This is a genomic window from Paraeggerthella sp. LCP19S3_G8, assembly GCF_052119225.1.
Classification (GTDB): Bacteria; Actinomycetota; Coriobacteriia; order Coriobacteriales; family Eggerthellaceae; genus Paraeggerthella; species Paraeggerthella hominis.
Genome location: NZ_JBQKFQ010000003.1, coordinates 92,514 through 118,457, shown reverse-complemented (window position 1 = coordinate 118,457; position 25,944 = coordinate 92,514). Strand labels below are relative to the sequence as shown.

At 58.3% G+C, this 25,944-nt stretch carries 17 protein-coding genes and 1 tRNA gene; 16 read left to right on the top strand and 2 right to left on the bottom strand.

Translation table 11 applies throughout. The features are described from left to right. Positions 1-40: 40 nt before the first annotated feature. The 7 genes from ACTQZK_RS04165 (at position 41) to ACTQZK_RS04135 (ending at position 6,910) form a co-directional block, all read left to right on the top strand. A complete protein-coding gene (locus ACTQZK_RS04165) occupies positions 41-946 on the top strand; it encodes an SGNH/GDSL hydrolase family protein (protein WP_441898589.1) in 906 nt (301 codons plus the stop codon). Positions 947-1,037: 91 nt separating this feature from the next. After that, positions 1,038-2,579 (top strand): amino acid adenylation domain-containing protein, encoded by a 1,542-nt coding sequence (locus ACTQZK_RS04160; RefSeq protein WP_441898587.1) that lies wholly within the window; start codon positions 1,038-1,040, stop codon positions 2,577-2,579. Beyond that, positions 2,576-3,805, top strand: a complete 1,230-nt coding sequence (locus ACTQZK_RS04155) for a diaminopimelate decarboxylase family protein (RefSeq protein ID WP_216529138.1) — start codon at positions 2,576-2,578, stop codon at positions 3,803-3,805. The genes ACTQZK_RS04160 and ACTQZK_RS04155 overlap by 4 nt, the downstream gene beginning before the upstream one ends. 2 nt (positions 3,806-3,807) lie before the next feature. Further along, entirely contained in the window at positions 3,808-4,044 is a 237-nt protein-coding gene (locus ACTQZK_RS04150; RefSeq protein ID WP_216529139.1) for an acyl carrier protein, read from the top strand. A gap of 226 nt (positions 4,045-4,270) precedes the next feature. Continuing rightward, positions 4,271-5,668, top strand: a complete 1,398-nt coding sequence (locus ACTQZK_RS04145; protein ID WP_441898585.1) for an MBOAT family O-acyltransferase — start codon at positions 4,271-4,273, stop codon at positions 5,666-5,668. Positions 5,669-5,676: 8 nt separating this feature from the next. Continuing rightward, positions 5,677-6,651: a hypothetical protein gene (locus ACTQZK_RS04140; protein ID WP_441898583.1), complete on the top strand. Its 975-nt coding sequence runs from the start codon at positions 5,677-5,679 to the stop codon at positions 6,649-6,651. 25 nt (positions 6,652-6,676) lie between these two features. Next, positions 6,677-6,910 (top strand): Sec23/Sec24 zinc finger-containing protein, encoded by a 234-nt coding sequence (locus tag ACTQZK_RS04135; RefSeq protein WP_441898581.1) that lies wholly within the window; start codon positions 6,677-6,679, stop codon positions 6,908-6,910. A 172-nt stretch (positions 6,911-7,082) separates the two neighbouring features. On the opposite strand, the gene ACTQZK_RS04130 is transcribed toward ACTQZK_RS04135, so the two are convergent. Next, positions 7,083-7,159: transfer RNA gene (locus ACTQZK_RS04130), tRNA-Met, on the bottom strand. A gap of 344 nt (positions 7,160-7,503) precedes the next feature. Between ACTQZK_RS04130 and ACTQZK_RS04125 the strand changes: the two genes are divergently transcribed. The 9 genes from ACTQZK_RS04125 to htpG all read left to right on the top strand — a co-directional run bounded on the left by ACTQZK_RS04125 (position 7,504) and on the right by htpG (position 23,722). Next, positions 7,504-8,052, top strand: coding sequence for a DUF308 domain-containing protein (locus ACTQZK_RS04125; RefSeq protein ID WP_441898579.1), 549 nt, complete (start codon positions 7,504-7,506; stop codon positions 8,050-8,052). Between the two features lie 256 nt (positions 8,053-8,308). After that, the gene (locus ACTQZK_RS04120) at positions 8,309-9,748 is read left to right on the top strand and encodes a sodium-dependent transporter (RefSeq protein WP_441898577.1); all 1,440 of its coding nucleotides are present in this window, start codon (positions 8,309-8,311) and stop codon (positions 9,746-9,748) included. Between the two features lie 57 nt (positions 9,749-9,805). Then, positions 9,806-10,717 (top strand): acetamidase/formamidase family protein, encoded by a 912-nt coding sequence (locus tag ACTQZK_RS04115; RefSeq protein WP_441898575.1) that lies wholly within the window; start codon positions 9,806-9,808, stop codon positions 10,715-10,717. Between the two features lie 220 nt (positions 10,718-10,937). After that, the gene (locus ACTQZK_RS04110; RefSeq protein ID WP_114566697.1) at positions 10,938-12,332 is read left to right on the top strand and encodes an APC family permease; all 1,395 of its coding nucleotides are present in this window, start codon (positions 10,938-10,940) and stop codon (positions 12,330-12,332) included. A 169-nt stretch (positions 12,333-12,501) separates the two neighbouring features. Next, a complete protein-coding gene (locus tag ACTQZK_RS04105) occupies positions 12,502-13,428 on the top strand; it encodes a PfkB family carbohydrate kinase (protein WP_114566696.1) in 927 nt (308 codons plus the stop codon). An 841-nt stretch (positions 13,429-14,269) separates the two neighbouring features. After that, positions 14,270-15,223, top strand: coding sequence for an SGNH/GDSL hydrolase family protein (locus ACTQZK_RS04100; protein WP_441898573.1), 954 nt, complete (start codon positions 14,270-14,272; stop codon positions 15,221-15,223). Between the two features lie 67 nt (positions 15,224-15,290). Next, on the top strand, positions 15,291-17,159 hold the full coding sequence (locus tag ACTQZK_RS04095; protein ID WP_441898572.1) for an MFS transporter: 1,869 nt from the start codon (positions 15,291-15,293) through the stop codon (positions 17,157-17,159). 125 nt (positions 17,160-17,284) lie between these two features. Then, on the top strand, positions 17,285-21,586 hold the full coding sequence (locus tag ACTQZK_RS04090) for an EAL domain-containing protein (RefSeq protein ID WP_441898570.1): 4,302 nt from the start codon (positions 17,285-17,287) through the stop codon (positions 21,584-21,586). 180 nt (positions 21,587-21,766) lie between these two features. After that, positions 21,767-23,722: a molecular chaperone HtpG gene (htpG, locus tag ACTQZK_RS04085; RefSeq protein ID WP_216529153.1), complete on the top strand. Its 1,956-nt coding sequence runs from the start codon at positions 21,767-21,769 to the stop codon at positions 23,720-23,722. A gap of 222 nt (positions 23,723-23,944) precedes the next feature. Here the strand turns inward: htpG and ACTQZK_RS04080 are convergent, their stop codons facing one another. After that, complete coding sequence (locus ACTQZK_RS04080) at positions 23,945-25,876, bottom strand: bifunctional metallophosphatase/5'-nucleotidase (RefSeq protein WP_441898568.1); 1,932 nt, start codon at positions 25,874-25,876, stop codon at positions 23,945-23,947. Between the last annotated feature and the right edge of the window lie 68 nt (positions 25,877-25,944).

The following is a 25,944-nucleotide window of genomic DNA, read 5'->3' as shown; positions in this document are numbered from 1 at the left end:
CTCATAGTGGAGGCTGCATGTCTTTGTTTTAAGGAGCGCTATGAAGAAACCCCTGATATGTTGCGTTGCGTTAACCACCTTGCTCTGTGCTGGCGTCGGGTTGTCGGGATGTGTCGCAAGCCAAGAGGATCACGCTGAAAACGATTCGGTTGATAGCGAATTTGCAGACGTACGATACGACGCCCCGAAAGAACGCGTTTTGGTTGCGGCCGGAGGCAGCGACGAAAAAGACTCGAGAGAGATAGTTTGTTGGGGCGATAGCATGACCGAGGGTGCTGGTCGTGATTCGGCTGTAATCACAACCGGCGGTGGGGTTTTTGATGCGAGCTATCTGTCGTATCCCGAGGTGCTTCAAAAGCTGACGGGTATAACCACCTGCAATTTTGGCGTGTCAGGTGCAACGTCTGAGGAGATTGGCATCATGCAGGGAGGCATTAAGGCAAACCGCAAAGATGCGAGCATCGTAGTCGATGAAGAAGTTGTCGAGCTGGCAAAGCGGCATCCAGGAACCATCTTGGTGCTGGAAATTGGAAGCAACGGCGGTTGGGGTGGCGATTATGCTACGCTCATAGAGCAGTATCGTGCGATTATCAAAAACTCTGGATGCGAGAATTTCATTATTATTGGCGATACCGACGATCCGGGGACTTCGTATGGCGATTGGAAGCAAGAGGCTTTTGAACCGGGCGAGGGCGGTCGTCAAACCGACTGGGAAACCGCGCTGGCTGCGGAATTCGGGGACCATTTTATAAACATGCGCCAATTTTTTATCGAAGATGGTTTGGAGACTGCGGGGCTTGTGCCGACCGACGAAGACGCGGAAGATGCTGCGGCTGGCTGCATATCCATGCAGCTGCGATCTGACTGGACCCATTTGAATTCCTACGGATACTACGCGAAAGCGCAAGCGGTGTACCAACGAGGTGTTCAACTGGGTTATTGGTAAATCCAAAGAAACCTTTAGGAAGTGTTTAGAAAACGAAAAGGTTGCTCTCTTACTGTAGAACATGAAGCAAATACGGTAAGAGAGGTTTCTTATGAAACTCAAGAGCAATGTGCTGGAATATTTGGCCGAGGCCGCGCAGCGGACACCGGGCGGTACGGCGGTTGTCGACGAGTTCGGCAGCTATACCTATAAGCAGCTGCAAGACGATAGCGCAGCATACGGCGCGGCGCTGGCCAAATACGACGTGGCAAATCGTGGCGTGGTCATCATGGTTGAAAAAAGCTACGACACGCTTGCCATCATGCTGGGGACGTTGTTTGCATCCGGGTATTACGTGCCGGTTGATCCGTCGGTTCCCCCTGCGCGGCTTGCGCACATTGTCGGGGCATTGGGCAATCCGCTTCTGGTAACCACCGAAGAAACGTTGTGCGGCCTTCAGCTTGAGAATGCGTGCGAAACCGTTTCTTTGGAGGCGCTGCACAGCTTGCGCGCCGGGATGCAGCGACGTGACGCGGTTGAGCCGATGTCGCTTTCGATCGATCCGGCATACGTTCTGTTCACCTCTGGGTCGACGGGCGTCCCTAAGGGCGTGGTTGTCAGTCACGGAGCCATTATCAGCTTCATTGACGAATTCGTATCGGAATTCAAATTTGAAAACGGCGATCGGTTCGCCAACCAAGCGCCGTTTGACTTCGACGTGTCCGTTAAAGATATTTTCGGAAGCTTGGCGGTGGGTGCAACGCTCGTCATCGTGCCGCGCCGTTTGTTCATGCGGCCGCAAGCTTTGGTTGAGTTTCTGGACGAGCAACGCGTGACCGTGATGATTTGGGCGGTTGCGGCTTTGTGCATGGTCAGCTCGTTTCGGGCAATTGCCGGCAATTCGCTTTCGACGGTTCGAAAGGTGCTGTTCAGCGGCGAGGTTATGCCGCGGGCGCACTTAAAATCCCTGCTTGAGTCCTTGTCGAATGCCGAATTCGTCAACCTGTACGGTCCGACCGAAATTACGTGCAATTGTTTGTACTGCCGTGTTGATCGCGCACGCGTCGACACCGCTGAGCTTCCCCTCGGGAAGGCGTTTGGGCATTGCGAAGTCATGGTGGTCGACGAGGCAGGCCATCGTATTGTCGAATCGGGCCGGAAGGGCGAGCTCATCGTGCGAGGCCCTTCGCTGGCATTGGGCTATATCGGTAATCGCGAAGCGACGGAAAAGGCGTTCGTGCCCAACCCCCTCAATTCCCTCTATGGCGAGCGCGTGTACCGCACGGGAGATAATGCAATGCTCACGAATGAGGGCGACTTGGTCTTTTGCGGGCGTAAGGACAATCAGGTCAAATACCAAGGGCATCGAATAGAACTGGAAGAGATCGACAAGGTGTTCGAGGGATTCTTCGACGTCGATAGGTGTCGATGCGCCTTCGATTCCAAGAAGAATCGGCTGTGCGTGTTCTACGAGGGGTCGGCTTGCGAGAAGGAGCTTCCCAAGCGCGCCTTGTCAAAGCTTCCCGTTTTCATGAGACCGGCAAGCGTCGCGAAGGTGGAGAACATGCCTCTGAACAAGAATGGAAAGGTCGACCGTGCAATGCTCCTGGAATTGCACGGCGAGCCAACGAAGCGAGCGAGGGCTGTCCGATGATCGACGACGCGACGTTGCGAGAGGCGCTCGACGTATGTCCAACGCCCGTATACCTCTTTGACCAGCGGGCCCTTAACGACCGGATCGCCCATTTGCGAGCATTGCTTCCTTCCCACGCCAAGATCTGCTATGCGATGAAAGCAAACCCCTTCATCGTTCGGGAAGCATCGTTTCTGGTGGATTGCATAGAAGCGTGCTCGCCAGGCGAGTTGCGCATTTGCGCAAGTGCGGGCGTGCCGTTCGAAAAAGTAGTGCTTTCAGGCTTGTGGAAGGATCGTTGCTGCTTAGACGAATTGTTCCAAGCGGGCCGCATTCCCCATAGATTCACGATCGAGTCTCCCCAACAGTTGAAAGACCTGGTCGAACTTGCCAACGAATACGGCAGGCAGACGGACGTGCTTTTCAGGTTGAGTAGTGGAAACCAATTCGGCGTAGATTCCACCATGCTGAAAAAGCTGGTTGACAGCTGCAAAGACGATCCGTTCGTTAGCATTCAGGGTATTCAGTACTACTCGGGCACGCAGAAAACGTCGCTCAAAAAGCTTGATAGAGAACTGAGCAAGCTGCACTGCGTCGTGGCCGAAGTGGAGGCCTCCTGCTTGGTGAAGCTGAACGAGATCGAGTACGGTCCCGGGTTTCCCGTCGAGTACTTTGATGAGGACGAGCAGCGGGCTCGATGCATGCAAGACGCCCCGATTGCTGAACTTGCAACGCTGCTGAACGGCTTTCCTTTCGAAGGGGACATCGTTCTCGAGTTGGGTCGCAGCATCGCAGCGGATTGCGGAACGTATCTAACCAGCGTTGTGGATGCTAAAACGACGAGCGGGCAAAACTACGCGATCATCGACGGTGGCATGCACCAGATTTCGTATTACGGGCACTCGATGGCTATGAAGTGCCCGGTTTTCAGAAAGGTTGATACGGCGGCAGGCGTTTCGCAACCTTGGAATATATGCGGGGCGCTTTGCACGGTTAACGACATCATTGCAAAGCACGTGCCGATCGTCGATTTGTCCGTGGGAGACGTGCTCGCGTTCGCTCGGGCGGGCGCTTACTGCGTGACGGAGGGCCGGGCGCTGTTTTTGAGCCGCGACCTTCCGTCGGTGGTCGTGCGTGATGTTTCAGGAGGCATGCACGTAGTACGCCATCGTTTGGAAACAGCCCTGTTCAATTCATCGAAAAGGTCGCAGGATAACGCGGCGGAACAAGACAAAAAGGAGAACTGATCATGAAACGTCAAATCATCGAGATTCTCGAAGACATCAACCCGGGCGCGGATTATGAGATGTGCGTCGATCTTATCGATTCACGCTGCATTGACTCGCTGACGATGGTCGCCCTTGTGGCCGAACTCGAAGACGCATTCGACGTCGAAATACCGCCTGTTGAAATCGTTCCCGACAATTTCAATTCGGTTGATGCCATGTGCATCCTGATGGCGCGCCTGCAAGCAGAGCAAGACTAGCCTGCGCGAATCGAGCGAGTAGGGAACCGTTTTAATGACGTCGTATTATTCCGCCCTTTTCTTCACGGCCTTTTTGCCGATTGCGGTCATGTTGTACGGCATAGCTCCAAGGCGTTTTAGGTGGGCGGTGCTGCTGCTGGCCAGCTACGGCTTTTTCTTCGCCCTGAGCGGCGCGCTTGTTGCGTTCGTTGCTCTGTCGACGGTGGTCGTGTACGCATGCGCCCGCATGATAGACGCCAACCTTGAAAAGAAAAACCGGCAACCGGCAAAGGCTAGCTCGGGCAAGCGTGAGATGCGCGAGGCCTGCAAGCGAAAGAACCGGCGCATCGTTGCCGGGGCGGTCGTCATCAATATCGGTATTCTGGCCGTTTTGAAGTACTCGGGTTTCTTCGGAGTGTCCCTGGCCTCGGTGCTTGCGGCCTTCGGCATTTCGGTTGACCTTGCCATCCCCAGCTTCGCCTTGCCCATCGGAATCTCGTTTTATACGTTGATGGCCGTTTCGTACGTTATGGACGTGTACCGCGAGCGCACGAAGGCCGATAAAAACCTTGGACATGTGGCGCTGTTCCTGGCATTTTTCCCGGGAATCATGGAAGGGCCGCTCAGTAGGTACAACGACGTTGCTCCAAGTCTTACTGCGGGCGAACCGCTGAATCGGAAGAACCTGTACGCCGGAACCTTGCGCATCGTATGGGGCATGGCAAAGAAGATTATCGTTGCAGATCGGTTGAATGCGTTCGTGAAGCCGGTGTTCGACAACTACGGTTCGTATGATGGCGGCGTCATAGCCCTTGCGGCGATTCTGTACACCATTCAGTTGTACTGTGATTTTTCGGGGACGATGGACGTTGCCCTGGGCATGGGTCGCGTGTTCAACGTGGCGCTGCCAGAGAACTTCAGACAGCCGTTCTTCTCGCGCACCGCTTCTGAATTCTGGCAACGCTGGCACATTACGCTGGGCTTATGGTTCAAGGACTACGTGTACTATCCCGTTTCGCTGTCTAAACCATGCAAGCTGCTGACGACTAAGGCGCGCAAGCGTTTTGGAAACAGGTACGGCCCGCTTTTGGCAAGCGCTGTCGCCCTTTTCTGTGTCTGGATTGGCAATGGTTTATGGCATGGCGCTGGCAGCCAGTACATTTTCTTTGGTTTGTACTACTTCGTTTTGATTATGGTAGGTGGATTGATCGAGCCTCAATGCGCACGTGTGGCGCAGCATTTTGGTATCAACCGCGACCGCTGGCCTTATCGAGCTTTGCAGACGGCGCGCACTCTCGTGATCATTTTTATTGGCGAGCTATTCTTTCGTTCGAGTTCGTTGGAGGCGGGACTTGCCATGGTGGGTCGGATTGCGGGCAATTTCACTATTGAAGCATTTACGACAGGGTCGGCATTGCAAATTGGCTTTGGCGTAGGCGACGGCATCATCGTGGCCCTGTTTATGATGCTGGTTCTGGTGGTGGGTGTAGCGAAAGAGCGGGGCTGCAATGTGTGGGAATGGGTAGCGGCGCGACGCGCGCCTATGCGATGGGGCCTTGTGATCCTTTTGTTTGTGGGAACCGTAACGTTTGGTGCCTATGGCATTGGATACATGCCGGTTGACCCTATGTACGCGCAGTTTTAGGAGCATGTATGAGAGCAGTAAAACTACAGAGCGCTCTGAAGGTGGTTGTGACCGCGATTTTTGTGGTGGCAGCAACTATCGGTCTTCTTTGGTTGGTGTCGAACGTTGTCCAACCGAAAAACAACCAGAAAGAATTCGGTCAGGTTGCAGAAGCAGCCAATGGAATTCTTGGCGAGCCGAATCGTTCTCTTGATGCTGTATTCATTGGCGATAGCGAAGCGTTCAGTTCATTTTCTCCACTGCAGATGTGGGGGGAGCATGGCTTCACTTCGTACGTGAGTGCTACTTCGGGTCAACGATTGACGTATGGATATTGCCTGCTCGAGAAGGCGCTCCTTTCTCAAAAGCCCAAGGTTGTAGTATTCGAAACGAATTCTATTTTCGCGCCGATTGAACCAGATGACGCGATACTGAGTCTTTTCCAGAACAAGCTGCCCGTCCTTGAATATCACGATCGATGGAAGAGGCTGGGCGCGCAGGACTTCGCGGGGAAGCCCTTGGCTACTTGGAGCGATCCGTTGAAGGGGTTTGTTGTTAACCGTGGGGTAAACCCGGCCGATGCCGCCAACCACATGGCGCCAAGTGACGAGGCGCTGCCGGTCAATGTTGTTAATCGCCAGTATCTCATTGCCATGGTTAAGCTTTGCAAGGCAAATGGCGTGACCCCTGTGCTTGTTAGCACGCCGAGCACGGTTAATTGGAACACGGCCAGGCATAACAGCATTACCGAGCTAGCTAAGGAACTTGGTGTTGACTATTACGACTTGAATATGGGTCCCAACAAGGTTCCAATCGATTGGAATGCTGATACGTACGATAAAGGAGACCACTTGAATTTAAGTGGCGCAACTAAGGTCTCGGCTTATTTAGGAAAACTCCTGTCGGAAAAATATGGTCTTCCTGACCATCGCTCGAACACCGCATTTAGCCAATGGAGCGCATCGTTTGAGAAGTACAAGCAGCAGATTGCTGAAGCCTTTTAGACCAACAACCTTGAAGGAGAGCACTATGGGTATTTTTGATTCCGTTGTCGATCTGCTGGGCGCCTTGAACGGCGGCAATGAAGACGCTATCAACGAGGGCGAGTGGTTTTGCGAGCACTGTAAAGCGCGTCTGAACGACCAAGCGAACTTTACCACCTCGTCTGGTCACTGGGTTTGCACGGAGTGCGGGTATGGCAACGATGTATCCGAACCCGAAGAAAACGACGTCATGTCTATGCTTGGGAACATGCTGGGATAGCGGGGCGGCGAGTGCATGGCGTTGGATTTTGAGCACGCGCTATACAGGCGAAAGCAAGGATCGAGGTGGGCAGTGCTCCGGGGAGCAAGTCAACGGAGGTGCTTCGCTTTAGATTCCTGAGATCAAAAAAGCAGGCCAACCGCCTTTATCGGTTGGCCTGCTGAAAGTTTCATGGTCGCGGGGGCAGGATTTGAACCTACGGCCTCCGGGTTATGAGCCCGGCGAGCTACCAGACTGCTCCACCCCGCAACATTGTGTTGCGCCTACCCTTCCTGCTCAAAGTACCTTCAAACAGGAAAAGCGGCGAAAATGAATACTACTAGCATTAAGTATAAGAAGCAAATGATTTATGGCAATTCATGGGATATCCACAATTGGAATGTAGTTTTGCTTGATTCGCATGATGCCCAGGTTGGGTAGCGTAAGGCGTTGGCGCGACGTATTTTAACTGGCTCCTTGCGTTTGCGACGAGGGTTTGCTTGCCGTGGCGTGTTGCGTAAAGAAAACCGCCGCTCATCAGTTTTGCGACGGGTTCTCGTCCGGGGGTATTATGCAGCTAGCTCGACAAAACGCCAATCAGATGGAGGCAAGTTATGAAGTCGTTCATCGACGTAATCCGTTCCAATATTTTGGTGCAAGCCGTTCTGTCTATTGCGCTGGGTTTGCTGTTGGCGTTTTGGCCAGGAGCGACGGTGCTCACCGTGGTCTACCTGCTGGCTTTGTACCTTGCCGTTTCCGGTGCGGCGTCGCTGTTCTCCTACTTTCGCTCTTCGAGCGGTCGTTACCGGTCTGCCGGAGTGCTTACCAGCGCGGTCGTGCTGCTGGTGCTGGCGTTGCTCGTGTTTTTGTTTCCGCAGGCCGTCGCCGGGTTTTTCTCGTTGATTCTGGGTGTTCTGCTGCTTGTCGGCGGTGTTGTGAACGCGACCCGTTCCATCGAGCTGCGCGCGTATCAGGGCAGCACGTGGATCGCTTCGATAGTGATAAGCGCCGCCGTGGCCATCGGCGGCGTGGTTATCGTGGTCAATCCCTTCGAAACCACGGCGGCATTCGTCCTGATGCTTGGCGTGCTGCTTATCGTGAAGGGCGTTGGCGACCTGGTCATCGAGCGCAGGCTCGCACAAGCCTCGAAAGACCTACGCTAGAGCACGCCTCGCTTTCAACCGCGCCTCCGCGCTCGATTGTGGCCACGCCCCGCCTCCGCCTTCGGCTGTAGCCCTGTTTCCAGCCCCGGTCGCCCCGGCCCGCCGCTCTTCCGATTGCGTAGGCTGCGTCGGTCGTTTCGCCCGATCGAACAGGCATATTGCGGCTCGCAGCCGGGTTCTCCCACCTTTTTGCGCTACAATTGCAGCGTTTTGCTAACAGACAGGTGCGTGCAAATATCTGCAAGAGGAGCGTGGTATGAGCGAGGGCAAGGGGACGGGCGGCGTGCAAACCGCCGACCGTGAGCGATTCGCGTCGCGGTTGGGCTTTATCCTGATCAGCGCCGGATGCGCTATCGGCTTGGGAAACGTGTGGCGTTTCCCCTACATCGTGGGCGAGTACGGCGGCGCGGCCTTCGTGCTTATGTACCTGGTCTTTTTGATCATTCTGGGTCTGCCCGTCATGGTCATGGAGTTCGCCGTGGGCCGCGCCAGCCAAAAAAGCGCGGCGCTTGCGTTCGATACGCTGCAGCCTTCGCGGAAGTGGCATTGGTTCTCGTGGTGGGGCTACATCGGGTGCATGGTGCTCATGATGTTCTACACCACCGTGGGCGGCTGGATGCTTTCCTTCGTGGTGAAAATGGGAACCGGCGCGTTCAACGGCCTTGATAGCGCGGGTGTCGGCCAGGTGTTCAACGACATGCTGGCGAACCCCACCGAATTGGTGGGCTGGATGCTGGTGGTCATCGTTTTAGGCTTCTTGGTATGCAGCCTGGGCTTGCAGAAAGGCGTTGAGCGCATCACCAAGGTGATGATGGTGTGCCTTCTGGGCATCATGGTGGTGTTGGTGGCGCGCGCCGTTACCCTGCCGGGCGGCTTGGAGGGCCTCGAGTTCTACCTGATCCCCGACTTTGGCAAGCTGTTCGCCGGGGCAACGCCTGCGGAGCAATGGGCTACGTTCGGCGACGCCGTGTACGCGGCTATGGGCCAGGCGTTCTTCACGCTCTCGCTGGGCATCGCCGCCATGGAGATCTTCGGCAGCTACATCGGCAAAGAGCGCTCGCTCACGGGCGAGGCCCTGCGCATCTGCGGCTTGGATACGGCGGTTGCCCTTATGGCCGGCCTCATCATCTTTCCCGCATGCTTCGCGTTTGCGGTTGAGCCGGGCAGCGGTCCGGGCTTGGTGTTCGTTACGCTTCCTAGCGTGTTCAATCAAATGCCCATGGGTCAGCTGTGGGGCGCGCTGTTCTTCGTGTTCATGAGCTTTGCCGCCCTGTCCACCATCATTGCGGTGTTCGAAAACCTGATCAGCTGGTCTATGGACAAGTGGGGTTGGAGTCGCAAGGTGGCCGTTGCTCGCACGGCTATTCTGGTGACGGTGCTCAGTCTGCCGTGCGCTCTTGGATTCAACGTGCTTGCGGGCGTCACCATTCCGGCTATCGGCGACATCCAGTCTATCGAGGACTTCATTGTGTCGAACAACCTGCTGCCGCTGGGCAGCCTGTTCTTCGTGCTGTTCTGCGTCACGAAAAGCGGGTGGGGTTGGGAGAACTTCCTGGCCGAAGCCGACACGGGCAGGGGGCTGAAGTTCCCGGCATGGTCGCTTCCGTGGTTGAAGTTCGGCATCCCCTCGCTGATTCTGATCATTTTCGTTATGGGGTATGCACCGAAAGTGGCGGTATGGCTGGGTATGGCGTAGCGGAACGCTGAAGGAATATACTGGACGAATCGTCAACCCAAGGAGGATGAAGGCATCATGCAGGTCATCGAAGATCAGGTCATTAAGTTTTCCAAGGACAATGCGCCTTGCTACACTGCGCAGCCGGGCGAGGTTTTGCTGTTCAAGACGCAGGATTGCTTTGCCGGACGCATTCCTACCGAAGACGTCACCATGAAAGACTTGAACTTCTCGTACGGGTTCACCAATCCGGCTGCTGGTCCTGTGTACGTGGAAGGTGCCCAGCCAGGTGACGTGCTGGTGGTTGACATTTACGACGTGCAGGTGGCTGACCAGGGCGTTATCGCAACCGATGACCACTGCGGACCGTTGTTCGAATCGACCGACTACCGCAGCAAGATCATCCCCATCAAAGACGGCATGGCCGAGTTCAACGGCGTTAAATTCCCCATCGATCCCATGATCGGGGTTATAGGAACCGCGCCCGACGGCGAGGATGTCATCGACGGTTTCGTGGGCGCTCATGGGGGCAATCTTGACAACAAGCTGATCACCAAGGGAACTCGCATGTACTTCCCCGTGCGCGTGCCGGGCGCGCTGCTCCAAATGGGCGACGTGCACGCAACCATGGGCGACGCCGAACTGTGCGGCACGGGCATCGAGATTGCTGCCGACATCACCGTGAAGGTGTCGCTGGTGAAGGGCTTCGAACTGAACTGGCCCGTGCTTGAGACGTTTGGCCCGCACGGCAAGTGGTACGTGAACGCGAGCGCTCAGGAGTTTGACGAGGCCCTGATGAACGGCTCCAAGGAGATGCAGCGTTTGCTCATGCGCATTACGGGTTGGGACGCTATCGACACCTACATGTACATGTCGGTGCAAAGCGACGTAGAGTTGTCTCAGGCGTGCAAGCCCTGCGAAGTTCAGCTGAGCCTGCGCGTTGGGACGCCGAAGTTGCCGCAGTTCCCGCCGCTGGTTCCCCAGCCGTAAGCGCGTTTTACCGGGAAGGGCGCTGTTGGAGCCGGGTGAATTCTCGGCTCCAATTATGTAAGCGTCCGTTTACAAAAAAGTTGTGGATTCGATGATAAGGTAGCGCGATAATTCGAGGATGCGCTTTGCTGCGCAAGCGCGCTGGGTTGCAGCGCTTTAGTGCAGCGGAGCGGCGAAGGAAGAGGCGGCTTCGGCTGCACGTTAGTAAGGGGGACCGACTATGTCGGCTCAAACCGATTCTCCGGCGAAAGCGTCCGGAGAGAGCATCGAGCAGTTCGGCTACAAGCAAGAACTGCGAAGGGGCATGACCTTGCGCGACGTCGTTTTGTACGGCGTGTTGTTCATGGTTATCATTGCTCCGCAGTCCATCTACGGCGAAATCCAAATCGCCAGCGGCGGCATGACGCCGCTCGTGTACATCGTAGGCTTCGTGGCTATCAGCTTTACGGCCATGAGCTACATGCGCATGTCGAAGCGCTTTCCCATTGCGGGATCGGTGTATTCGTATGTGCAGCGCGGCATCAATCCCCACGTAGGCTTCATGGCTGGTTGGCTCATTTTGTTGGACTACGTGTTCGTTCCGTCGTTGCTGCTGGTTATGGTGGCGAACTGGGGCGTTGCGCTTGTTCCGGGAAGCCCGTGGTATCTGTGGGTTGTTGTGTTCGTGGTGTTCAACACGTTTGTGAACATTCGCGGCATTCAGATGACGAAGGGCGTGGACTGGGTTATTTTCGTTGTTGAGATCCTGGCCGTTATCGCGTTCATCGCTATTGGCACGAGCTTCGTTTTGGGCGGCGGCGGTGCTGGTCAGCTGACGATCGACCCCATCTATCAGCCGGGTAAGGTTGATGCGCACTTTATAGCGACGGCGGTTTCCATTGCGTGCCTGTCGTTCCTCGGCTTCGACGGCATGTCCACGCTGGCCGAGGAAACCGTGAAGCCCGAAAAGACCATCGGCAAGGGCATCCTCATCGCTTTGTGCATCATGGTGGTCGTGTTCGTGGCGCAGACCTACGTCGCCGCGCTCATTCAGCCCGACGTTTCGCAGGTTGATCCCGAAATGGGATTCTTTAACGCAGCGCTTATGGCGGGCGGTCCCGTTCTGTACAAGCTGCTGCTCGTTGTGAATATCGTGGCTGTTGGTATCGCCAACATCATGAACGCGCAGCTTGCTTCTTCTCGCCTGCTGTACTCCATGGGCCGCGACGGCGTGATCCCGCGCATCTTCGGCAAGGTTCACCCGAAGTTCCAGACGCCCTACATTGCGTCTATTGCATTGGGCGTTGTGTCCTTGATTCTGCCCATGTTCTTGGATATGACCACGCTGGTGGCATTCGTGAACTTCGGCGCGCTGTCGTCGTTCGTGCTGTTGAACTTTGCCGTGTTCTTGTTCTTCTTCGTGAAGGAAAAGAAGCGCTCTTCGTTCGGCGACGTGGTGAAGTACCTGATTTGCCCTTGGCTTGGCATATTCATTCTGGTGTACGTGTTCACCGGGTTTGATTTGCAGACTTATGCGGTGGGCATTTCCTGGATGGTCATCGGCCTGATTATCGGCGCGGTGAAATCGAAGGGCTACAAGGAGGTTCCGGAGGCGTTCAAGCATCTGGAAGTGTAGCGCACAGGCGATTGATTGTTGAGCGGGCGGCCTTCGGGTCGCCCGCTTTGCCGTTCGGGTTGGTGCGTTCGCTTGGCGCGCGACGGCGCTTTGCGTTTGCCTGCGCAGCGGCTCGCGCGGGTGTCGGTATACTATGCTGATCAAGGCGGATCTACGCGAAGGGGGAGCGATGGGGGCTTCGAAAGCTCGCAATGCGGTTCTGGCGGTGGGGGCCATTATGGTGGACGTGGTGTGCTGCGTACCGGCGCTGCCGGCCTCGGGCGAAGGCGTGGTGGTCGAGTCGTCGCGCGCCGTCGTGGGAGGCTGCGCGTTCAACTCTGCGAACGCTGCGCGCCAGTTGGGGGCCGACTGCACCTTGTTTGCGCCCGTGGGCGAGGGTATCTACGCAGGGTTTGTAGAAGGTGCGCTTGCGCAGCGCGGCTTGCAGGCGCCGTTGCGCGTGAAAGGCCGCGACAACGGATCTTGCACGTGCTTGGTCGAGCCTGATGGACAGCGCACGATGATCACTTCGCCGGGCGTCGAGCGCTACTTCGAGCGGTCGTGGTTCGACGTCATCGACGCTGCGCATGTTTCATGCGGTCTTGCCAGCGGATACGAGATAGAGGGTTCCGGCGGCAACGCTATCATCGAGTTCTTTGAAGAGCATCCCGAAATCCAGTTCTTCTATGCGCCCGGTCCGCGCATTTTGGGCGTGGGGCCGGAGAAGCACGCGCGCATCAACGCGCTTCGCCCCATCTGGCACCTGAACGATCAGGAGGCCCTTGCGTACACCGGCTGCTCGACGCTTGAAGATGCGGCTCGCGTTCTGGCTGCAGCTTGCGAAAACGCCGTAGTCATCACGGCGGGTGCTGCCGGCTCCTTTGTGCTTGAAGGGCCGGACGCTTGTTTTGCCAACGTTGCAACGGAGGCGGTTCGCGTGGTCGATACCGTGGGAGCGGGCGATGCTCATCTGGGCGCGCTTGCGGCTGCGCGCGCTGCGGGCCGTTCGTGGAAGGAATCGCTTGAGCTTGCGAACAAGGTGGCGTCTGGCGTATGCTCGGTTGAGGGCGCAACGCTTTCTGACGAGGCGTTCGCTCGGTTGGGCGTGGCGCTGTAGCGACGCGCCTGCAATTCGGCTGCGAGGTTGCCGTCGATGAAGGCGGCGCTCCGCTTGCGGGGTCTCGCGTTCGCTCGCGAAGGGGTGTGCGCACGAAAAACCGCCATCGCTGGCAGGTTTTGACGTTTAGGGGTTGTCGGGCGGCGCGTCGTTCTTTCTGTCATGAGGCTTGCTTTTTATTTTGCCTGGTCATGGCCTTAGGCTATTGCACTGCTCTTTTGCGAGAGCCCGTCCGGCGGGGTTCAACGACCTCAAACCGTGAAAACCTGCCAGCGATGGAGGTTTTTCGTGCGCAAGCTTGCTGGGAGAAGGCGCCGAGCGATGCGCGTGCGCGCGAAAGCGAAAGGCAGCCGGCCTGGGCGCGTCTGGAGAGGCCGCGTGCTGGGGTCGCACGTTGGGACGCGGCCTGGGAAGCCGTGCGTTGGGGCGCGTTTGGAGAGGCCGCGCGTTCGGGCGCCTGTTGGGGCCGCGCTCCCGCTCCCCGGCTGCGTGCCACGCGTCCGGGGCTCGTCCGGGCGCCCGTTGAGGCCGTTCGCTCGGCGCCCGTTGCTGCGCTTCCCGGCTGCGCGTTCGCCCGCGCGTCGCCGCGACCCGATCCCGCAGCCAGCGCACGCTGCGACCCGACCTCGCGACCCGATCCCGCAGCCAGCGCGCGCCGCGACCCGACCTCGCGACCCGATCCCGCAGCCAGCGCGCGCCGCGACCCGATCCCGCAACTCGATCTCGCGGCGGCCCGACGGCAATCCGGCTCGCACCGGCTTGTGGCTTTCGGCTTGCAGCATATATGTGCTGCAGGTTCGTTCGCCTGCCTTTCGCGCTTGGCGAAGAGCCTTGCGGTATCATGGTCGCCAGACGAGATCATGGAAAGATGGCGGGTGATATGAAGCGGTTTTCGGTACTGGGCGACTCCATCAGCACGTTCGAGGGGTGCAACCCCGAAGGATTCGACGTGTTCTACGAGAACGAGCGTCGCGACGCAACCGGCGTTCGCCTTGTGGAGGACACCTGGTGGGCGCAGGTTATCGAGCAATGCGGCGGCGAGTTGTTGAGCAACGGCTCGTTCTCTGGAAGCATGGTGGAGGGCGCGGGTTTTCCTGCGGCAAACAGTGCCGAGCGCATTGCGGCGCTGGCGAAAGACGGCGTTGCGCCCGATGAGATCCTTGTATTCATAGGCATCAACGATTACGGGTGGGGCGGCCCGGCCGCCCAAGCTGCGGGTCGCGGAAACGCCCTGCCTGCAACGCTTGATCTGTCCGCCATTCCGGAAGCCGAGGTGGGCCTGGCTTCTGCCGATGCGGCCGAGCGGTTCGGCCAGGCGTATAGTGCGATGCTCGCTCGTATGCGCGCTGCGTATCCGCAGGCCAAAGTGTGGTGCTGCACGCTGTGCCCCGGTCGCATCGAGGGCTCTGTCCATTCGACGTTCGCGTACCGGTTGCGGGGCGTTCATTTCGATCGCTATAACGACGCTATTCGCCTGGCCGCCGAATCGAACGGATGCTGCGTTGCCGACGTTCGCGCTTTAGGCCGCGATTACGAAGCTCTTGAGGGAACCCACCCGACAAAGCGCGGCATGGCGCAGTTTGCCCTTATGGTCTTGCATGCGATGGCGGCATGCGATGGCGGCTCGCTCGAAGGCCACGCTTCGAACCCCCTTGTCGATGACGCGTTCGGCAGCGCTCCTCGCTCGCTCGAGACGTGCCGGAAGCCCGCTTGCGTCGGTTGCGCATACGCCGGAGCTACGGGAAACAAGTGGCTTTGCGTGTGCCGAAAGGACGACGAAGCGCGCAGCGAATAGAGCTGCCCGGCGCACGCGTCCGGCTCGCGGCGCGCCTCAAAACGAAAAAGTGAAAGGACATTCCTTCATGCAAGGGAAACCTCTTGTTCTATTGCTGCTGGTTTTGTACGGAGCAGCGTTTCTTGCGGGGTTCAACGAAAACCTCGTGAACATGGCCCTCGTATCCATCATGGCCGACTACGGGGTGGACTCTGTTACGGTTCAGTGGCTGGTGACGGGGTACATGATCGTCGCTACCGTGGTAGTCATGTGCATGGCGTTTCTGTATCGACGCTTCCGCTTGCGCACGCTGTTCTTCGCTGCGTCGGCTTTGAGCTTCGCCGGTTCCGCGATGGGGCTTGTTGCGAACGGGTTCGAGATGCTGTTCGCGGCGCGCTTGGTGCAGGCGGTGGGCACGGGCATATTCATTCCCCTTATGATGAACACGATCGTGGCCGTCACGCCCAAGAACAAGCTGGGCACCTACCTGTCCATTGGCGGCTGCACTATCACGTTCGGACCTGCTTTGGCTCCGGTGGTGTGCGGGGCGCTGGTGACGACGTTCGGTTGGCACAGCATTTTCGTGGTTCCCATGGTTGCGATGGCAATCCTGTTCGGCCTAGGGCTTCGCTTCGTGAAGAACCTGGAAACCAGCGAAGCTCACCTTGACGTTCTTTCCGTCGCCCTTGCGGCCGTGCTGCTAACCGCGCTTTCGCTTGGGTTGGTGCAATTGACTATCGACGTGCCTTTGGCGCTTGGCTCTCTGGCGGTTTCGGCTCTTCTGTCGGTGGCGTTCGTCGTGCGTCAGCTGCGTTGCAGCCATCCGCTCATCGATCTTGAGCCGCTGAGAAACCGAGCCTTCTGGCCCGCGTTGTTGCTGGCAACCGTCTCGATGATCAGCATGTTCTCCATGAGCGTGCTGCTTCCGCTGTATTTCGAGGGCGCCGCCGGCATGACTGCTCTTTCCGCGGGGTTGGTCATTCTGGTTCCCGTGCTGGCGAATGCGGGCACGACGCTGCTTGGCGGACGCATTATGGACAAGCGCGGCGAATGGCCCCTGTTGCCGTTAGGCTTCGGTGCCATCGCCCTCGGGTTCATCGCCTTGGCGCTGGCCGGGCCTACGCTGTCTATTCCCGTTGTGTTCGCGGCCGCGCTGCTCATGTACGTGGCGGTTGGCTTCGTGTTCTCGCCTTCTCAAACAGCGGGCTTGCGCACGCTGCCGCCGCAGCAAAATCCGTTCGGCGTGGCTCTTATGACCACGGTTGTTCAAATTGCGGCATGCGTTGGCCCGTCCCTTTACATTGGCATCATGTCGACGGGACAGATTGCGGCCGTCGCTCAGGGAGCGAGCGCGTCCCAGGCTGCGGCCGAAGGGTTTTCGCTGGCCATGTTGGTGGCAAGCGGGGTGGCCGCAGCCGGGTTCGTGCTGTCGTTTCTGTACGCTCGCGCCGCGCGAAAGCGAACTGCCGAGCGCATCGGGCATTCCGTGCCGTGCCTGGCCCTGCTGATGGAGCCCGATCCGTACACGATGCCTGCCGATTCGACGGTAAGCCAGGTCATGCGCGCGTTCGTGGATCTTAAGGTGAGTGGCTTGCCTCTTGTGGATGCGGCGGGGCATCCGGTGGGCTTCGTGTCCGACGGCGACGTCATGCGCTATCTTGCCGACCGTCATCCGGTGGTCACGGGCGCGTACTCGCTTATGAAGGCAGCCAACGACCAGGGCATCGACGAGCGCTTGCGCGAGCTCATGCTGCTGCCGGCGCGCACGATAGCCACGGAGAAGCTGATCGCGCTTGATGCCGACGCCACGCTCGAAGAGGCATGTTCGTTGCTGGCGTCGCGCCGATTGAAGAAGGTCCCGGTGGTAAGCGAGGGCCTTGTGGTGGGAACCGTCAACCGTTCTGACGTGTTGCGCTACGCCATGGACACGGTTTTGCAGGCCGCACCGGTGCGGTAGCGGCAAAGGTTCTCGGCTGCTTTGTTATTATGTGTGAATATGTCGTACAATAATTCTCACGTGAAGGCAAAGACCAGGAGCCGACAAAGGCCGGCACCCGTTCCTTGGATAAAGGTGGTGTGCCCATGGGGGCAGCGTTCGGAGAGGTCGAAACCAGTGCCTATGTAATCGACGGCGACTATCGCATCGTCTATTTCAACGATAAGGCTGCGGAGTCTTTTCCTGGCTTGCAATGGGGAATGTGCTGCTATCACGCTTTGCGCGGCGAATCGGCGCCGTGCCACGATTGCCCGTTGCTGCTCGATCACAGCAACAAGGGCCTTCTGTACAATCAGGTGCTTCAAAGCTGGGTGGAAACGGAAGTCAGCGATATCGAATGGCCCGGTGCGGGCGATTGCCATATATTCTTGAGCCGCAAAACCGACAAGCCTGATTTAGGGGTGCCCGATTCTCCGCCGATCGATTCTTTGACCGGCTTGTACACGCGCGCAGCATTTTTCCGCGCCGTCGCCGACGCCCTTGCCGCCCACCCGAATCGCTCGTACTGCCTGATGGCCATCGACATCGAGCACTTCAAGCTGTTCAACGAATGGCATGGAGAAGAGGCCGGGGACCGATTTCTCGAAGAAGTGGGAAGGTTGCTCAGGGAGGCGTCGGTGCAGCAAAACGGCGTGGCGGGATACTTGCGCGGCGACGATTTCTGCATGCTGATTCCCTGTTCGCCCAAGGCGATCGAGGGTTTGCAAGGCCGTATTTCGCAAAGCACGCTACGGCATGGGCGGGGCATGGGGTTTTTGCCGGCCTTCGGCTTGTATCTTGTTGACGATCGGTCGCTTCCCGTAAGCACGATGTACGATCGAGCGTTGCTGGCGCTGGCTTCGGTCAAAGGCGACTACGCGCAGCGCTCGCGATGGTACGACGAGGGCATGCTGCGAGAGATCGAGGACGATCACTCCCTTTTGCTGGAGGTTCAGCGTGCCTTGTCGAACGGGGAGATCACGTTCTACGCACAGCCCAAGTGCAACATCACTACGGGAAAGATCGTGGGTCTTGAGGCGCTCGTGCGCTGGGATCATCCCGAGCGGGGGCTGATTCCTCCTGATCGATTTATTCCCATGTTGGAGCGAAATGGGCTAATTACCACTCTTGACCTGCACATTTGGGAAGAAGTGTGCTGCTCTCTTCGCGAATGGATGAAAAGGGGCCACGCGCCCGTTCCCATTTCCGTCAATGTGTCGCGCCGGGATTTGTACGCGTTGGACGTTCTTGCCACGTTCGAGGAGCTGATCCGCAAATACGGCATTGACCCTCGCTTGCTGGCGGTTGAAATTACCGAAAGCGCCTACGTTGAAGACTGCGATCTGATGGCGGTTATCGTCGACGGGTTGCACGATCTGGGCCTTTCGGTGCACATGGACGATTTCGGCAGCGGGTACTCGTCGCTCAACATGCTGAAAGACGTAAGCGTCGATGTTCTGAAACTGGACATGAAGCTGCTTGAGGCTGTGGACGCGCGCAGCCGCAAGGGGCGCGGCATTCTGGAATCGATCATCGGCATGGCAAGGCTTCTGGATATGCAGGTCATTGCGGAAGGGGTCGAAACCGAGTCTCAACGCGCGTTGCTTGCGCAGATGGGATGTTTGTACGGGCAGGGGTACTTCTTCTACCGTCCCATGTCGAAAGAGGAGTTCGAGCCGCTTATCGCTGCTCGGAGAAACGTCGATTTCCGCGGTATGCAGGCCGATTCGATCGACCAGTTCAGCATTCGAGATTTGATTGAGAGCAAAATGCTGAGCAAGACCATGTTCGACGACATCATGGGCGCCTTGGTGCTGTACGACTTCCATGATGGCGAAGTGGAATTGCTGAGCGCCAACGAGCACTATTGCCAGCTTACGGGCATTGACCCCGTTGACCTGCACGAACAGCGGTATAGCTTCGCACGTCAGGCGTACGAGGCCGATTGGGACGAAATTGTGGCGGCATTCGAAAGCGCTCGCCAAAGCGTTCCGAACGGTGCTACCGCCGTGGTGCGACGCATGCGCGCTGGCGAAAAGACCGTTCATTTGCAAATGCGCCTAGTTTTTTTGCGCGAGCGCGACGGACATGCGCTTTACCTGGGGTCTTTGAGGGACGTGACTCAAGAGCAGCAGCAGGCGCGCCAGCTGGAAACCTCGCGTCGCGCGCTTTCTGCGGTGGCGGGCGCGAATTCGCCGGATTTCTCGCTGATGAACCTGACCGAAGAAAATCGCAAGACCGCCTTGTCCATTTCCGCTCAAATGTCGCCGGGCGGCTTGATCGGCGGGTACTGCGAGCCGGGCTTCCCTCTGTATTTCGCCAATGCGGCCATGGTGGACCTTCTGGGGTACGATTCCTACGAAGAGCTGGCGGAATCCATTGACTGGCAGGTTGGCAACACCATCCATCCCGACGATTTCGACTCGGTTGTGGCCGACATCGGCCCCGAATACTACGTGGGCCTTGAGTACACCACAACGTATCGCATGACCAAAAAGGACGGAACGTGGTTCTGGACCATCGACAAAGGGCGCGTCGTGGAGGCCGAGGACGGGCGGATGGCCATTGTCAGCGCGTGCACGGACATCACCGAAGTGATGATGGTTCAGCAGCATCTTGCGGAGCGCAACCGATTTTTGCTGAGCCGCAACGACGAGCTGGCGTTTTTGAACGAAGACATGCCCGGAGGATACCATCGCTGCCTCGACGGCCCCACGCATGACTTCTTGTATATAAGCGATCGCTTTCTTGAGATGTTCGGCTATACGCACGAAGAGATCAAGGAGCTGTTCGATGACAAGTACATGAATATGATCCACCCCGAAGATCGCGAGCGCGTTCTGAAGGGGGTGGCCTCCTTGAAGGAGGGCGATGCGCAGCCGTTCCCCTTGGAGTATCGCATGCGAGCAAAAAGCGGGTATCGTTGGGTGGTTGATCAAAGCCGCTTTTTGGAGTACGAGGGAACGTCGTTTTTGCAGGGCGTTGTGGTCGACGTGACCGAAACGGTTGAGCTTCGCAACATGATGCGCATTTTGATGGAGCATACGCCCAACGACATCGTGCTGCTGTCGTGGTCCGACCGCGAACGCGTGCGCGCACACGTGGTGGCGTGCGGGGTGTCGGGGAAGCACGGTCTTTCCTGCGAGCAGTACGAGAAGGTTGTCTTGGATCATCTGTATGCTCGGTCCGAGGAAGGCGAGCGTCGCCTTGTCGACCTGATTGCTGATAAAATCGAATGCGGGGAAGAGGCTGTTGTCGTTACGAAAGCCCGATTCTCAGAGCAGGGAGACGTTTGGATGCACATTGAAGCGCGCCGGGTTGGGATGTTGCCGGCGAGGCATACGGCCTTGTGCTTGTGCACCGATGTGACCGAAATCAAAGACCGCCAGCAAGAGCTTTGGCTTGCCCAACGAAAGCTCGAGGGCGTTTTGAGCCAGGCTGGCGTGAAAATTTGGGATTGGGATATGGAGAACAATCGACTGGTGCTTTCTCGAAGCGAGGTGGTCGATCGGGTGTTGGGCCATGTCGGTCGCATAGAGGAGAACCTGATGATAGTCGAAGGGTTCGACCTTGAAGACCTTCCGTTCCGTTACGTTCCTCCTGGATATCGGCAGGTGTTCACCAACTTTTTCCGCCGCGTTTACGCTGCGCGGGATCATGCCCGCTTGTCGTTCGAGGCGCCGTTCGAGCTTGATGACGAAACCACCATCTGGCTGGAGACCGCGTGCGAGACCGTGCGCGACGACCGAGGTCGGCCCATTCGCGCTGTGGGGTACTACCTTGACGTGACCGACCGTCGAAACGAGTCCTTGCGCAGCGAGGCGAACGTCGAGGCGCTGCGGCAGCTGAAGGAGCAGAGCGGGCAGTTGGCTAAGATGGCGGAAACGGATGCGCTGACGGGGCTGCACAATCGGCAGTCCGCCATTCCCAAGATAGAAGGTCGTCTGCGTGCCGTGCGCGAAGGGTCGTTGAACGAGCTGCCGTGCGCGCTGGTCATGCTGGATTTGGATTCCTTCAAACTGGCCAACGACGTGTTCGGCCACGCTTACGGAGACGAAGTCATCACGCACATGGCCAAATCGTTGCAAGCCGTGTTCCCCGATAACATCGTGTGCCGCATGGGCGGCGATGAGTTCTTGGTGTGGTGCGAGGACGTTGACGTTGCGTCGCTCGAAAACGCCCTTGACCGGGCTTTGCGCGCGATGGAGGTTCGTCGCGTGACGGATGGCCGTACCTTCTTGTTCTCGGCTTCGGCGGGGTATGTTTTGGCACCGCAGGAGGGCGCTTCGTTCGACGAGCTGTATCGGAAGGCCGACGAGGCGCTGTTCTCGGCCAAGATGAATGGAAAGCGCTCACGTGCGGGGTATTCGCCCGATATGAAAAGCATCCGTTGCGAACTTGCCGAATGATCGAGGAGCAACTGCGGAGTATTGCGCGATGCGCTTGACATCTTTCGAGGTCGGTTTACAATCCTGATTTAGCACTCGAAGGCTGAGACTGCTAAATCAGGATGCTTCCATGCGCGAAGACGGTTGGCAGCTTGGCCCTTTGCATGACAGACGACGAAACGAAAGGGAGCGATGCCGACCATGCGCAAGTTCAAGACAGAGAGCAAGAAACTGCTCGACCTCATGATTAACTCCATTTACACGAACCGCGAGATATTCCTTCGCGAGCTTATCTCGAATGCGTCCGACGCGGTGGATAAGCTGTACTTCAAAAGTCTTACCGACAAGGACATCCAGCTGAGCAAAGACGAGTTGCGCATTCAGGTGTCGTTCGACAAGGATGCGCGCACCGTTACCGTCAGCGACAGCGGCTTGGGCATGACCAAGGACGACCTGGATCTCAATCTGGGCACTATCGCTCATTCCGACAGCATGGCCTTCAAGGCCGATAATGCCGAGGTGCAGGGCGAGGATGTGGACATCATCGGCCAGTTCGGCGTGGGTTTCTACTCCGCTTTCATGGTGGCCAAGAGCGTGCGCGTGGTTTCGAAGGCGTACGGCAGCGACGAAGCGTGGGCTTGGGAAAGCGACGGCGTTGAGGGCTACAGCATTTCCGAGGCGCAGCGCGACGGGCACGGCACCGACGTCATCCTTACGCTCAAGGACAACACCGACGACGACAACTACGATACGTTCCTGTCCGAGTACGGCTTGAAGAACCTGATCAAGCGCTACAGCAATTACGTGCGCTACCCCGTGCAGATGGAAGTTTCCAAGACGCGCGAGAAGCCGAAGCCCGAGGATGCGGGTGACGACTACACGCCCGAGTACGAGGATTACACCGAGGTCGAAACCATCAACTCGATGATTCCCATTTGGAAGCGCCGCGCCTCCGAAGTTACCGACGAGGAGTACAACGAGTTCTACAAGACCGACTTCCACGACTTCTCCGACCCGGCGCGCACGTTCAGCATTCATGCCGAGGGCGCGCTCAGCTACGACGCGCTGCTGTTCATTCCGGGCCGCGCTCCGTACGACCTGTACAGCAAGGACTTCAAGAAGGGCCTGGCCCTGTACAGCTCCAACGTGCTCATCATGGAAAAGTGCGAGGAGCTTTTGCCCGACCATTACAACTTCGTGCGCGGCGTGGTGGACAGCCAGGACCTGACGCTCAACATTTCGCGCGAGACGTTGCAGCACAACAGCCAGCTGCGTGCCATTGCCAAGAAGATCGAGAAGAAGATCACCTCCGAGCTCAAGAAGATGCGCGACAACGACCGCGAGGCGTACGAGAAGTTCTTCGAGGATTTCGGTCGCGGCTTGGAATTCGGCATTTACACCAGTTACGGCATGTTGAAGGACGAGCTGGCCGAGCTGCTGCTGTTCTACTCCGCCAAGCAGCAGAAACTGGTCACGCTTGACGAGTACCTGGAAGCCGCACCGGCTGATCAGAAGGCCATCTACTACGCTGCGGGCGAGAGCATCGAGCGCTTGGGCAAGATGCCCATCGTGAAGACGGTGCTCGAGAAGGGCTACGACGTGCTGCTGTGCACGCGCGACGTGGACGAGTTCTGCTTCCAGTCGATGATGGCGTACGGTCCCGAGCCCGAGCTTGACGCCGACGACAAGCCCATCGAGGGCACCGGCCCCAAGGAGCTCAAGAACGTGGCTTCGGGCGATTTGGATCTGGCCTCCGAGGAAGAGAAGAAGGAAGCCGAAGAAACCGCCAAGGAGAACGAGACCCTGTTCGCGGCCATGAAGGATGCTCTGGGCGATGCCGTGACGAAGGTGAGCGTGTCGTCGCGCTTGAGTGATGCGCCCGCGTGCATTACGGCGGCGGGTCCGGTGTCGCTTGAGATGGAGCGCATCATGGCTCAGATGCCCGATGGGGCCGAAGGCCCGAAATCCGAGCGCGTGCTGGAGATCAACGCGAAGCATCCCGTGTTCGAGGTGCTGAAAGAAGCGCAGGCGGGCGGCGATGCCGATAAGGTGAAGCTCTACGCCGACATCCTGTACAACCAGGCGCTGATCGTGGAGGGCATGCCCATCGACGATCCCGTGGCTTACGCAAACGCAGTAACGAAGCTGATGGCCTAACTTGTTCCGGTGGTTGACGACCGCCGGAACAAGCCGACGCCGCGGCCCGCGCGACGCACTGCGCCAGCCAGGGTGACAGGTCAAGAAAGCTCGCATGCAGCTTGCACGTTGAAACTGCCCCGCCGAATCGGCGGGGCAGTTCGCATTCGGGGCTCGTGAACGTGCGAATCAGGGACGCTGCAGCGGCCCGCGCGGCGTGCTGCGTTAACGAGGGCGCACTCGTTACAGCTCCTGATGCGCGTCCAGCTTGTCCCGTGCGCTCACGGCGACGGCGCCTGCTGCAACGGCCGTCACGGCGGCTTCAATGACCACGGCTTCGGCGGAGTCGCCAGTGCGTGCGAGCGGCTTGGGATCGGGCTTGGCCGTCGGCACCGGCACCGGCGTCGGTTCGGGCTGGGGTTGGGGCTCTGGCTCGGGTGCAGGATCGGGACCGTTCTTGATGGCAATGCGCCCCTGACCGCCTTCGCTTGCGTATTCGCTGCCGATGACTCCTTTCAAGTCGTACTTCAGGTACTCGATCAACGCGGCGTTGTCCACGTCGAGCAGCACGGGATCGTCTGCCTTGAACATGGTCATGCCGTCGCCGCCCTCCATGATCATATAGGTGTGCGACACCATCTTGTACGTTCTTTCCGTATCGAGCGGCCGTCCGTCCACCAGCACGTCTCGCACGCGGTATTCTCCGGCCACGCGCACGAAGCTTCCCTTGTCGTCAATCTCGATGGACGAGGGCACGTCGGTGCGCACGGCGTAGGTTACGCCAGACGTCTGCATGAATCCGCCGCTTCCTTCGGGTAGCTTGCTCGCGCCCATTTCAAGTGCATCCAGAATGTTCTGGCCCTTGGTTTCTATGTAGCAGAGCTGGTTGCTGTAGGGCTGCACGTCGATAACGTCTCCGTACGTGATCGTTCCCGGTTCGATGTTCGCGCGGATGCCGCCGCCGTTGACAAGCGCCACCTCGGCCATTATGCCGCCATGCCAGGCGAGGGCCAGGTACGCGTCCGCCACGAAATCGCCTAGGTTCGTCTCGCGCTGACGAACGGCCCAGGTGTAGTTGTCGCTTTCGGTTGCGATAAGCCGTACGTCCGAATAGCCTACCTTCTGCCCCGTTATTGCTTCTATCTGGGCTTTCTTGTTGTTGACGACCGCCGCCGTTGCTGCGTCGATGCCGTCCCATGCCGTTATCAGCTTGCCTGCGCAGGCGCCCGCGCTTGCTGCAATCCTGTTGGCGGCGGGATCGATGATGACTCGCCCGATGCTTTCAAGCTGGGTTCCCGTTTGCGTGATCAGCACCGGAACGCCGTCCTTGTTGAGCAGCGTGTCCACGTACTCTTCGTGAGAGTGCCCGTCGATCATCACGTCGATACCGGAGGTGTTCGCCACCACGCTGCTGCTGCTCCAACGCGGGGTCACACCGGAGCGTCCCAGGTGCCCCATGGCAACTACGTAGTTCGCGCCGGCCTCGCGCGCTTCGTTGACGGCGTTCTGCACGGCTGCGTACAGCTTGGAACCCGAGTCGTCTTCGCAAAACCCGTAGACGTACGCGCCGCTTTGGTCCTGGAAATGCGCGGGCGAAGATTTCGTCAGCGACTCGGGCGTGCAAATGCCCACGAACGCCACGCGCTTCTGCCCGGCGGACGTTTCGTACGTGCGCATGGCGTACGGGTCGAGCATGAGGTTGCCCGTGCGCAGGTCGGTGAAGTTGCACGACAGGTACTGGATTGGCCCGGCCTGCGGGTCCGATGCGTCCTTTGCACGCGAAACCAGCACGTTGAACTGGTCCATTCCGTAGTCGAACTCGTGATTGCCGGGGATGGCCATATCGTAGCGACACTGTTTCATGATGTCGATCAGGTACTCGCCCTTCGAGAGCGTGCCCATGGCCTTGCCCTGCACGGCATCGCCCGCGTCGACCAGCGTGACGTTGTCGCCTCCGTAGGTCGAGCGTGCGGTTTTCACGTAGTCGGCCAGCTTCGCGTAGCCCAGATTCTCGTCCACGGCGCAATGCACGTCGTTCGTATGGACGATGACGATGGGGCCGGGTGCCGCGGCGGCTTCGATCTCGTCGGCGAGCGCGCGTCCGGGAATTCCCAGCGTTGCAAGTGCGACGGCGGATAGAGCGCAGAACGATCGACGGGTCATTGGATAGGCCATGGTGCCCCCTGTTCATGAGAAGCGCGTGTTCTCCAAAACGCTGCGAGTAAGTATACTGCGGGTATGAA